The organism is Bacteroides sp. HF-4919, assembly GCF_018860125.1.
In genome coordinates, this window is sequence record NZ_JAHKNF010000006.1 from 1 (window position 1) to 13,256 (window position 13,256).

Sequence of the window (13,256 nt, forward strand, 5' to 3'; positions counted from 1 at the left end):
TGTGCTCACTTTATCAATCAAAATTACAATCTAATAATTAATCGTATTTATGAGAAAATGCAACATGCGGTGGTTTAGTCCGCAAAGAATGAAAAAGCATCTGGCTTTTGCTTTGGCAGTTAGCCTGATAGCCATGGTACCTGTGAGTGCCTTCGCTCAAGTACTAAAGATTTCAATGACGAAGACAAACGTATCCATCGAGAGTGTACTGCGTGAACTTGAAAAACAAAGCGAGTATACTTTCTTCTACAATGACAATCAGGTAAAGCTGAACAAGAAAGTATCCATCAATGTGTCGGATGCCCCGATCGAAACTGTACTGAACGAAGTATTCAAGAATTCGGGATATACTTATAAGATCGTGGATAATCAGATCGTAGTATCTACTGTGACTGCAGCAGCGAAAGAGGTACAGGCTACCCAGCAACAGAAACAAAGAAATATTTCGGGAGTTGTGAAAGATGCAATGGGAGAAGCTATCATCGGAGCATCGGTTATAGAAAAAGGAAATCCCTCTAACGGTACCATCACAGATATCAACGGAAAATTCAGCCTGAATGTAGGTGGCAACGAGATACAAATTACCTATATCGGTTATATGCCTGAAACAGTATCGTTGAAGACTGGTGTAACTTCATATAATATCATCATGAAAGAGGATACTAAAACACTTGATGAGGTCGTAGTAGTGGGATATGGTGTACAGAAGAAAGCCAATTTAACGGGTTCTGTAGCATCAATCAATGCTGATGCCTTAGAGTCTCGTTCCGTTGCCAGTGTGTCTGCCGCACTTGCCGGACAAATTCCAGGTGTAACTTCTATCCAAACTTCGGGTGCTCCGGGATCACAAACGGGTAGTATTACCATCCGCGGTAAGAATTCTATCAATGCTGCCAGCCCATTGGTTATTGTAGATGGTGTCCCGGGAACCATGGATACAATAGATCCTTCGGATATTGAAACGTTAACAGTATTGAAAGATGCTGCATCATCGGCCATCTATGGTGTACAAGCAGCCAATGGTGTTATCGTAATCACTACCAAACAAGGTAAGAAAGGTGAGAAAACGCATATAAACTACTCAGGTATTGTTTCATGGGCTTCTCCTGTTGTGAAACGTCAGTATGTCAATGCTTATGAACATGCTATACTATACAATGAAGCAGTTCACAACGAAAATCCGAACGCAGTACTTCCTTTTACGGATGAAGATATCGAGAATTATCGTAATGGAACTTACCCCAGTACAAATTGGTACGATGAAGCGTTCAAAAAGAGTGCTTTTGAGCAAATGCATAATTTATCTATCAGCGGCGGTTCTGAAAAGACCACTTATAATGCTTCCATCGGGTATACTAACCAAGGAGGTCTGACAGATGAAATTAGCTATAAACGCTATAACGCACGTATGAGTCTGAATTCAGATATTAACAAGTATATCTCTGTAGGTGTTAATGCATCCGGATATCGTGGTATCAAAGAAGATGGCTGGATGGGATACGTCACGGTAGCGCAGGGTGTGAGTCGTTCATATCCGACAGACCCAGTATATGCTGAAGACGGTTCTTTCAATTATTCAGGAAAAGATAATCCGGTAGCAATTCAAGACCAATCCGGTTTTACCCGTAGTACAGCACAGCAATTAAATGCTACTGCCTATGCACAAATTAATATTTTACCGGAACTAAGCATTAAAGGAGTATTTTCTCTTCGCCATGATTACACCAATCAAGAAGGCTTTAAAAAGCATTTCACTTATGGTAATTTCGACTCTGGACTTCGCGAAGGTTACGACGAGTATTATAATCACAACCGATACACAAGTCAGGTATTAGCCAATTATAATAAAACTTTCGGCAAACATTCAATAGCAGTTCTGGGAGGTTTTGAATCATTCGAACACATTTATAAATTTACCAAAGCTTCTCGAAAGGGTGGTGGCAACAATGAATTAACGGAATCATTGAATACACTGGATGCATCTTCACAAAAAAATGAAGACGGTGGATATGAAATGTCTCGTCTATCCTACTTCGGACGTGTCCAGTATGACTTTATGAATAAGTACTTGTTTGAAGCCAATTTACGTGCGGATGCCTCATCACGTTTTCCAAAAGATAATCGCTGGGGTGTTTTCCCAGCAATCTCTGCCGGATGGAGAATTTCGGAAGAAGCATTTATCAAAGACAATGTATCATGGATTAGCAACTTGAAACTGCGTCTTGGATGGGGAAAAACCGGTAACGAAGAATTAGATCCGGATGATATTTATCCGGCAATACCGACATATGCTTACGAAAAATATATGTTTGGTAATAGCCTGTATTCTACCGCTTACGAAAGCCGTTACGTAAACAACAATTTACAATGGGCAACCGTTACAAATTATGAGTTGGGACTAGAAGCCGGTTTTCTAAACAATATGTTTGGATTCGAATTATCTGTTTATAAGAAGAAAACAAATGATATGTTGTTGTACATGCCTATACAAGGTGTGATCGGTATGGCCGCTCCTGCACAAAATGCAGGTAGTGTAGAAAACACTGGTTTTGATTTGAATTTATTGCACAATAATCGTATCAACAAAGATTGGAGTTATGCTGTAAACCTTAATATTGCATATGTAAAAAATGAAATTATCGATATGAATGGTACGGAAGGTGCCAATTCAAAAAATGATAAATTATGGTATATCGAAGGTAATCCAATTGGTTCATATTATGGTTACGTAGCCAATGGATACTTTAACACTGACGATGAATTAGCTAATTATCCGAAACGCACCGGCAAAGAACAATTGGGGGATATCAAATACCTTGATTTGAATGGAGATGGCAAAATCACCGCTGACGGAGACCGCCAAATTATTGGAAAGAATTTCCCCAGTTGGACTACAGGCTTAAATCTGACTTTATACTATAAAGATTTTGATTTCTCTGCCATGTTCCAGGGAGCTTTTGATGTGGATGGCTACTACATGGCCGAAGCAGCTTATGCATTCTACAATGGAGCTAATGCACTGAAAAGACATTTGGATCGTTGGACTCCGGAGCATCACAACGCTTCTTACCCAAGAATCACCAAAGACAGTCAAACAAACTTCACAACTTCTTCATTCTGGCTACAAAATGCCTCATATGTACGTTTAAAAACTATTTCTCTGGGATACAATCTGCCTAACAGTTTCTTAAGCAAACTGGGTGTTCAAAAAGCAAAGCTTTATGTTGCCGGAGAGAATCTATTGACGTTCAGCGATCTGGAAGGTATCGATCCCGAAGAGGGCAACGAACGTGGTTGGTCTTATGGAAACGTAAAAAAAGTTTCAATCGGATTAAAAGTTTCATTCTAAAATAAAATAATATAGCAAAATATGAAAAATAAAATTTTATATATTATAGCGTCCGTTATGCTAACAGGATTTACCTCTTGTAGCGATTTTCTGGATCGTTATCCAACAGAAGAACTTTCAGACGGAAGTTTCTGGAAAACAAAAACAGATGCGGAAATGGCCGTTTCTGATATTTATAGATGTCTTCCCACTTGGGATGTAGATGAAGATATCAATTCAGACAATGCAGTACATGGTATCAAATGGGCTAATGGAAACGTATCCAAAGGCGTATACGACCCTGCCGACCAAGGGTGGTCCGGTGATTACGGATATATTCGTAGATGTAACCTGGTATTACAGAAATTAGAAGAAATGGAATTATCTCAGTCGGATAAAGAATCAATAGCCGGACAAGCTCATTTCTTCAGAGCTTATATTTATTTTGGATTAATTCGTCAATTCGGAGACGTTCCATACATCGACCAGCCTTTAAAGCTAACTGATGTAGAGGATATTACCCGCACACCTAAAGATGAAATATATACCAAAGTTATGGCCGACTTTGATAAAGCTATCAGCTACTTACCAGAAGAATGGCCGGCTACACAGTGGGGACGCATAACCAAAGGTGCCGCTATGGCAATGAAAGCAAGAGCAGCTTTGTATTTTGGTAATTGGGAAACAGCGGCTGCAGCCGCAAAGTCTGTTATGGATCTAAATAAATATGATCTATACGACAAAGAAAACACAGGAAAGTACCAAGAATTATTTTGGGAAAAGACAGACGGTTGTGAAGAAATTATTCTTGCAGTACAGTACAACGCACCTGATAAAACAAACTACCTAATTGGATGGGAATGTTTTCCGACAAAAGGTTGGGGTGGTTTGAATCCGACTCAAAGTCTGGTAGATGCATTCGAAGATAGTGAAGGAGCTCCGATCAGCAAATCTAAGATTTATTCAGAAAAAAATCCATTCGCTAACCGTGACCCTCGTTTAGAGGTTAACATTCTACACGATGGTGAGGAAATGTATGGCGTGACAATCAAAGTAGCGCCACTAAAATCAAGCGGAAGTACCGGTATTGCACAACACGGTGATGCCACAGCAACAGGATACTATCAACAGAAATGGCTTGACCCAAGTATTGACCCTCAATCAGCAGGTTGGGAAATGGGAAAAGATTGGGTAACGATCCGTTATGCAGAAGTTCTGTTAACCTATGCTGAGGCCAAAAATGAAGTTTCACCACTGGACGATTTAGCTTTTGAAGCTGTTAATCAGATACGTCGCCGTGTAGGTATGCCGGAATTACAAAAGACAGATGCAACCAAGCCGACTTACTGTGCTACTCAAGATGATCTTCGTCAGCGTATACGTAATGAATGGCGCGTTGAGTTTGCTCTTGAAGGAGGAAAGCGTCAATGGGATATTCGCCGTTGGGGCATCGCTAAAGATGTATTGAATGCACCATTCCTTGGCATTAAATACAAAATGGTAGACGATCCGATTAATGCTGATTCCAAAGATGGCGGAAAGGTATGCGTTCTGTACGAGGGTGACAATGTTAAACTGGCCGGTAGTAGATATGAAGACCATAATTATATCTACCCGATTCCTCAATCTGAAATTGATTTAAATCCCAAGTTAACTCAAAATCCGGGATATTAATATCTAACACAAAAATTCACGGACTCTCTACATTTAAATATTATAGGGTCCGTGAATTTTCCCATATTTAAGCAGCACTTATCATGAGAAAGTACTTCCCTTACATCCTCTTCATTTTTCTTTTCTTTATTTATTTTCTCTGTTATCAGAGTGTGTTATCACATGTGATTTATTATCAAGAACAACATCATCTTTTTCTATATTCCAAAACTTTTTTTCTACAACATATCCAGTCACAAGGATGGATGAGTTATCTGACAGTATTTATTATACAGTTTTTTCACATACCTACTATAGGCAGCATTTTACTTGCAGGAATTTTAGCCCTCATATACTTACTGACTAACGATGCCATAAAAAAAATTACAGGCCACAATGATCTGCTACTGTTATCACTAATACCTTCTATATATTTGTTCCTCTATTCAATGGCTGTCGACCATTCATTAACACCAATCATCGCTATCTTCCTGGGACTTCTGATCATGAGCCTTTTTCATCAAATCACAGTTCGTCCATGGTCTTTTATCCGAAAAATTTATTCTCCACTCCTACCCTACAACAAGTACCGTATTTTAATATACAGCTTACTAATAGCAATTTACGTAAGTTCTTCATTTTACTTTTTTGTCCAAAACTATAACATAAGTGAACACCGAATGTTAATGGCAGAAAAGAGCGTAAAAGAAAAGAATTGGGACAATACACTGACGCAAACCGAAAAATATATCAACTCGGGAAGAACTAACCAGCTGATCTCCTACTTTCACAATCTGGCTCTGTACCATACGGGGAAATTGCCTTATCAATTATTCGATTACCCACAAAAACTGGGAGTCAAGGCACTATACTTCCCATGGAACAGCGATAGCCGTGAGAGTGAGTACGGACATTTTATATATGAAGACTTAGGATACATCAACGAAGCACAGCGGTGGGAATCCGAAGCAATGGTAGTATGGGGAGAAACGGCACCCCATTTGCTTAACCTGGCGCGATACAACATAGCAAACAAAAGGCCTGAAGTGGCACAACGATTCATCAATCTCCTGAAGCAGTCTCTCTTCTATAAGAAAGATGCCGAAGAATTGGAAAAACAGCTTCATGCAGGCAGTGTACCGGGACTGCGCATGGCACTTGAAAACAAGAAAGAACATCCCGCACGATTTGCAAACGTCATCAATATAGGACCCGAATTACAGTATCTGTGTGAGCAGGATACGACAAACAGAATGGCTTTTGAATACCTGATGAGTGACCTCCTGCTGAGCAATAACGTAGTACGCTTTGTGGATAACCTAAAGTTTATCAGGCACTTTAAATATCCGCAAATGCCACCCGCATACGAAGAAGCACTCTATATATACAAATTGGGAGTAGATGGGGAAACGTTCTCCGAATCAGGATTCAACGTCAGCGAAAAGACGGAAAAGAGATTCCAAAGGTATTACAGCCTGTATAAAAACAGAGAAATGCAGAGACTGAAATCGGAGTTTGGAAACACCTATTGGTACTATCTGAACTTCATCAGTCCCTATGGAGATAAAATCATTAAGAACTAATCTGCACTGATATGAAAACTACCTATATTCTTTTTATGATGGCTCTTGTCTGGATACTACAAGCCTGCACGGAGCAATGTCAAAGGCCGGACTTATATACAGATAGTATTCCCTGTATATACCCGGATTATACAGGAGTCACATTCCCGGTTAATATTGCTCCGCCAAATTTCATTATCAAAGAAGAAGCTGATGTTTTTCAAACAGAAATTGGTGTAGAAAAAGTGACAGATATTCTATATACCAGCAAGCAACCGGAAGTGATTATCCCATCCAAAGCCTGGAAAAAACTTCTCCAAAAGGCAGCCGGAAAGGAAATATTCATTCGCATCACCCTCCTGAAAGATGGAAAATGGACACGCTTCGCAGATATTACAGATACCGTTTCTAATGAAATGATAGATCCATACCTCGTCTACCGGCTACTCTACCCGGGATATGAACTCTGGAACGAGATGGGAATCTATCAACGAAACCTGACTAATTATGAGGAAACTCCGATAGCGGAGAATAAAGCATTTGAAAAACAATGCATTAATTGCCATACGTTCAACCGGAACTCGCCCGAAACCATGATGATACATGTACGTGGAAAATCGGGAGGAACACTGATATCAAAAAATGGAAAAGTAGAAAAAGTCAATACAAAACCGGAAGGGGGCAAGAATGGAGGAACCTATGCAGCATGGCATCCTACAGGGCGATATATTGCTTTCTCTATGAATGAGATACAACAGTTCTTCCATTCATCGGGACAAAAACCCATCGAGGTGTCAGACCTGGCCGCCGACTTGATGGTATATGACACGCAAAAGAAAACGTTCCTCACGGACTCCCTGATTTGTGGGGATAAATACATGGAGACATTTCCGAACTGGACACCGGACGGGAAAACGCTGTACTTCTGCCGTGGAAACGCTTATAAAAAAAAGATGCCGCTGGACAGTATTCATTATGACCTATGCCGGATTGGATTCGACCCCGAATCAGGTAAGTTCGGGAGCTTGGAGTGTGTATATAAAGCTTCGGAACAGGGGAAGAGCGTGTCTTTTCCAAGAGTTTCTCCAGATGGCAGATACCTGATGTTCACTCTATCTGATTATGGTAACTTTTCTATCTGGCATCCGGAAAGCGAGCTTTGCCTTTTAACGATAGATACCGGAGAGATACGGCTTTTAAACGAAGTAAACAGTGATGACGTGGAAAGTTTCCATACCTGGTCGTCATCCGGAAAGTGGTTCGTATTCAGCAGCAAACGACTGGACGGACTTTGGGCACGACCATTCTTCGCCAGTTTCAATACGGAAACAGGAAAAGCGGGAAAACCGTTTTTATTGCCGCAGAAAGATCCGCGTTTCTATGATACGTTTACTAAAACGTATAATTTACCGGAGCTGATTAAAGAACCGGTGCGTAACGGAAATGAACTGATAAAAGCTATACATTAATTTAACACACTTTACCCCGAAAGAGAGGGCTTTCCATTTTGCAGTAAGCCCTCTTTTTTAGAACTTTGCGACATCACTCAATAAACATTTAATTCAAAGAAAACACATGAAAAACATTTTCCTTACCTTAAGTTTGGCTATAGGCTTGCTTTTACCTTGCAATCTGTATGCTCAAAGCCAGTATCCGTTCCAAGACACGACATTGTCTACCGAAGAAAGAGTAAATGACCTTATCGGACGTATGACCCTTGAAGAGAAAATAGATTTGCTTGCCGGATACAACGATTTCTATCTGCACCCGTGCGAACGATTGGGAATACCGGCATTCAAACTGGCTGACGGTCCGCTGGGCGTTGCCTCCTGGGGATTGTTCGGACGTGCTACCGCATTTCCATCGGCACTTTCTCTGGCTGCCTCATGGAACAAAAATCTGGCAGAAAAGACAGGAGCCATGTATGCCCAGGAATGGCGTGCGAGAGGTATTCATTTTCTTTTAGCTCCGGGGGTAAACAACTACAGGGCTTCCAAAGGAGCCCGTAATTTCGAGTATTTCGGCGAAGATCCCTATCTGACATCCGAAATGGTAGTCCCTTTTATTAAAGCGGTACAAGACGGAGGAGTAATCGCCACCATAAAACACTTCGCAGCCAACGATCAGGAGTTTGACCGCTATACAGTCAGTACGGAAGTATCCGAACGCGCGCTGCAGGAAATTTACCTTCCACCTTTTAAAGCTGCCGTACAAAAAGCAGGTGTCAAAGCCGTCATGACAGGTTACAACTTAGTGAACGGAATACATTGTACTGAAAACAAACATCTGATCGATATTTTAAAGAAGGACTGGGGTTTCAAAGGCATGTTGATGTCAGACTGGGCATGTACCTATTCCGCTGACAATGCCGCAAACTACGGTTTGGATCTTGAAATGGGCAGCAACGACTGGTTCACCCGCAAAGAACTTCTCCCACTTATTAAAGAAGGAAAGGTTACAGAGGAAGTGATCAACGATAAAGTACGCCGTATTTACGGAGCCTGCATCTCAATGGGATTTTTTGATCGGCCTCAGCAAGACACCCATATCCCGACTTTCAACCCACAAGCCAATCAAATGGCATTGAATGCCGCCTGTGAAGGTATCATCCTGTTAAAGAACGAACAAAACACATTACCCATCCGCCAACCTAAAGTAATTGCCGTGATCGGTCCTACAGCCAATCCGGCGATTGTTTCGGACAGAATATACAATGTCAACAGCATTGTGTATGGCGGAGGTGGAAGTTCTAAAGTTCACCCCTGGTATGTCGTTTCAGCATTAGAGGGTATCTGCCAGGAATTCCCGGAAGCAACAGTATATTACACCGAAGGAATATCCAACCAGTTCAAACCCCGGTTGTTCCGTAACAGTAAGTTCCGTACCAAAGATGGCAAACCTGGACTGGAAGCCAGTTATTATGCATTGTCATCTGACAGTTCTGCTATGCTCTCCGACAAAATGATCCAGCAACAGGCAGTAGCTGCCGGAAGAACAGTAAACAGCAATCAACCGGGCAACACAGCATCCGGAAACGGTAAAGATGAAAACGGACTGATCATTCGCCGTATCGACCGCACAGTAAATTACGAATGGTGGGGATACCCTTTCAACAAGAGCAAATTGGGAAGTGACTACCGGATATGTTGGGAAGGATACGTGGATGCCGAGAAGACAGACAGCCTCCGGTTCTTTGTCGATGCACAGGGAGCGTATCGCCTGTGGATAGACGGAACATTGGCATTGGACGCTTCCCGGTCTCAATCGTTCGACGTACGCAATATTGCCGTTTCAGTACGGAAAGGAGATACCAAACACGTTCAACTGGAATTCTGTAACCAACGCAGCACCCCGGCAGAGATCCGGATGGGATATGCTTATCAAAGCGACATTGACTTTTCTGAAGCAAAGCGACTGGCCGAGAAAGCCGATCTCGTGGTGTTCTGTGCCGGATTGGACGGAAGCATCGAACTGGAGGGGCGCGACCGACCGTTCGATTTGCCTTATGGACAAGACCTGCTAATCGAGGAATTGATTAAAGTAAACCCCAAACTGATAGTAGCCATTCATGCCGGAGGCGGAGTGAACATGACCCGGTGGATCAATCAGGTACCCGCTGTAGTACATGCCCTCTATCCCGGGCAGGAGGGTGGACACGCATTAGCCCACATTCTTTCGGGCAAAGTAAATCCGTCAGCCAAACTCCCGTTCACAATCGAAAAAAAATGGGAAGATTCGCCGGCATACGGCCACTATGATGAAACCCGAAAAGAAAAGAAAGTATATTATACAGAAGGAATCTTCACCGGTTACCGGGGATACGACGAAAAAGGTATCGAACCTCTTTTCCCATTTGGATTCGGACTCTCGTATACCACTTTTGATTATACGGACCTCAATATCCGTATTACAGATAAAAAACAGAAGAAAGTCACAGTTTCGTTTACCATAACCAATACCGGGCAGCAAGACGGATACGAAATTGCCCAACTTTATGTACATGATATACAGTCTAAAGAGCCCCGTCCACAGAAAGAATTAAAAGGCTTTGACAAGATATATCTGAAGGCAGGAGAAAGCAAACAGGTAGAGATCGAACTGGATGAAGACGCATTCCGGTATTTCAATGTCCGACAAAACCGTTGGGTATTTGAGAAAGGAGAGTTTGAAATCCTGGTAGGTGCCTCTTCCAGAGACATCAAACTGACAGGAAAGATCAAGATATAATCTTTATCAGTTGACGGGGAAAAGCGATAACCGGCTTTCCCCCGTCAGCCTGATCTCTTCTATCCTTTTTTCACCTTCTTATATTCTCTGGGAGACATACCCATTATCTGGCTAAACAGCCGTGAAAAGTAATAAGCATCCTCAATACCTACCCGATAGCATACCTGATTCACTTTCATATCCGTAAAATCGAGAAACTGACAGGCTTTCTGAATCTTGATCTGATTGAAATAACTCAATGGTGCATAGCCCGTACGTTTCAAAAATAAATTAGAGAAGTACGAAGGCGAATATCCTGTATAATCTGCCAACTCGGCTAAAGTCAGCTTCTTACCCAAATTCTCCTTCATATAATGAATGGCTGCACTAACGGGATCTTCCTCACCCATCAGGCGATGTTCTGAAAAAGCCTCCCGATACTCCCTGAGATAACGTAAAGAACCCAGATAATGATGAAATACAGAACTGGCATACGAAAGATTCTCCAGACTGTACCCCATTTTCAGTACCCGAAATATTTCCTCAAACAATTCTGTCCGGTAACTGATTCGCGAATGCATTCCCGGCTTTATTTCCGTGAGCCGGCAAGTTCGGTGCGTACAATAGAGTGAAGCCAGTGTTCCCCCGAAGTGAATCCAATAAATTGTCCATGGTTCTTTTTCATCGGCGCCATAGGCATGAGGGAGTCCTGCCGGAAGTATGAAGTATTGATTGGGAGCTACCGGGTGCTTCTGCCCATCCAGGCTGAACCACCCCCTACCCTCCGTACAATAGATAAATACATATTGGTCAATCGGAACATCCCGTTCCCGAAAATGATTATAAGCCTTTGGATAATAGCCTATATCGGTAATATACAGTACAGAGGTCGCAGGCTCTGTCTTCATGCGTTGTACAATGGCCGGAGGCAATACCAATGCCTGTTCGCCGAGAAAACCGTCTTTTTGTTTTGCCATACTAACAGATTCATAGATTCACGTTACAAATATACATATAAAAAAGAAAGATAGTCCATCTTTTTAGCTGGTTTCTCTATTTATTTTCACCTCCAAACCCGCTTACTTTGCATTAATCATTTAAACCATTTAATAACATGAAACAGACACAAGGCTATTTACTACTAATCTGCATCGTCTCAGCTATGGGCGGGCTGTTGTTCGGCTATGATTGGGTTGTCATCGGTGGAGCTAAAATCTTCTACGAACCTTTCTTCGGAATTGAAAATTCAGCAGTTCTACGCGGCTGGGCCATGAGCAGCGCATTGATAGGCTGCCTGGTAGGGGCTTTGCTATCGGGTGTCTGGAGTGACAAGTACGGACGTAAAAAGATGCTCATCATAGCCTCCTTCCTGTTTGCGCTTTCAGCTTTAGGTACGGGAATAGTCGATAGTTTTTCCTATTTTATCTTCTATCGCATTGTAGGAGGACTGGGTATTGGCATCGCATCCAACGTTTCCCCCGTCTATATCGCAGAAGTTTCCCCTGCCCATGTACGCGGTAAGTTCGTATCACTCAACCAGCTTACCATCGTATTAGGCATTTTACTGGCGCAACTGGCAAACTGGCAGATAGGAGAATACTATACACACGGTTCCGACGTACTGAGTGACACCAGTATAGAGTGGGCCTGGCGATGGATGTTCTGGGCAGAACTGATTCCGGCAGGAATCTTCTTTCTATTATCATTCGTCATCCCTGAAAGCCCCCGCTGGCTGGCCACTGTCCATCAGCAGGAGAAAGCACGGAAAACACTGATGCGCATCGGAGGAGAAACCTATGCCCGGCAGACCCTGGAAGAACTGACACAAGTAACCCGGGGGCAAGACGGAAAACAAGATTACGAATGGAAAGCTGTCTTTCGCCCGGAAATGCGCAAAGTGCTGATCATCGGCATTGTCCTGGCTATATTCCAACAATGGTGTGGCATCAATGTAATCTTCAATTATGCACACGAAATCTTTTCATCGGCCGGTTATGCCGTTTCCGATGTGTTGATGAACATTGTAGTGACCGGAATCACCAATGTGATATTTACCTTCGTAGCCATCTATACAGTGGATAAATGGGGACGTCGCACCCTGATGCTTATCGGTTCTGCCGGATTGGCACTGATTTACCTGACACTGGGAACTTGCTACTTTCTGGATGTAAGCGGTCTGCCCATGCTCCTGCTGGTAGTGCTTGCCATTGCCTGCTATGCCATGTCACTCGCTCCGGTAGTCTGGGTGGTTTTATCCGAAATTTTCCCCGTGAAAATACGAGGTATGGCCATGGCCCTCTCCACCTTCTTCCTTTGGGTAGCTTGCTTTGTACTGACCTATACCTTCCCCGTTTTGAATGAAAGTATAGGTGCCGAAGGTACTTTCTGGCTGTATGGTGGCATCTGTCTGGCCGGATTCCTGTTCATACGCCGGAAGCTGCCAGAAACCAAAGGGAAAACACTGGAAGAAATAGAAAAAGAATTAATCAAATAATCCATAAAATAAG

At 42.5% G+C, this 13,256-nt stretch carries 7 protein-coding genes; 6 read left to right on the top strand and 1 reads right to left on the bottom strand.

Annotation, left to right across the window (positions count from 1 at the left end):
- Positions 1-49: 49 nt before the first annotated feature.
- The 5 genes from KO473_RS11520 (at position 50) to KO473_RS11540 (ending at position 10,770) form a co-directional block, all read left to right on the top strand.
- Positions 50-3,349 (top strand): TonB-dependent receptor, encoded by a 3,300-nt coding sequence (locus KO473_RS11520; RefSeq protein WP_005818556.1) that lies wholly within the window; start codon positions 50-52, stop codon positions 3,347-3,349.
- A 21-nt stretch (positions 3,350-3,370) separates the two neighbouring features.
- Complete coding sequence (locus KO473_RS11525; protein ID WP_005818554.1) at positions 3,371-5,002, top strand: RagB/SusD family nutrient uptake outer membrane protein; 1,632 nt, start codon at positions 3,371-3,373, stop codon at positions 5,000-5,002.
- An 83-nt stretch (positions 5,003-5,085) separates the two neighbouring features.
- A complete protein-coding gene (locus KO473_RS11530; protein WP_005818552.1) occupies positions 5,086-6,564 on the top strand; it encodes a DUF6057 family protein in 1,479 nt (492 codons plus the stop codon).
- Between the two features lie 11 nt (positions 6,565-6,575).
- Entirely contained in the window at positions 6,576-8,012 is a 1,437-nt protein-coding gene (locus tag KO473_RS11535; RefSeq protein WP_005818550.1) for a PD40 domain-containing protein, read from the top strand.
- 106 nt (positions 8,013-8,118) lie between these two features.
- Complete coding sequence (locus KO473_RS11540) at positions 8,119-10,770, top strand: glycoside hydrolase family 3 protein (protein WP_005818548.1); 2,652 nt, start codon at positions 8,119-8,121, stop codon at positions 10,768-10,770.
- 59 nt (positions 10,771-10,829) lie between these two features.
- On the opposite strand, the gene KO473_RS11545 is transcribed toward KO473_RS11540, so the two are convergent.
- On the bottom strand, positions 10,830-11,726 hold the full coding sequence (locus tag KO473_RS11545) for an AraC family transcriptional regulator (protein ID WP_005775668.1): 897 nt from the start codon (positions 11,724-11,726) through the stop codon (positions 10,830-10,832).
- 137 nt (positions 11,727-11,863) lie between these two features.
- On the opposite strand from KO473_RS11545, the gene KO473_RS11550 reads away from it, so the two are divergent.
- Positions 11,864-13,243 (top strand): sugar porter family MFS transporter, encoded by a 1,380-nt coding sequence (locus KO473_RS11550; RefSeq protein WP_005810153.1) that lies wholly within the window; start codon positions 11,864-11,866, stop codon positions 13,241-13,243.
- Positions 13,244-13,256 lie beyond the last annotated feature (13 nt).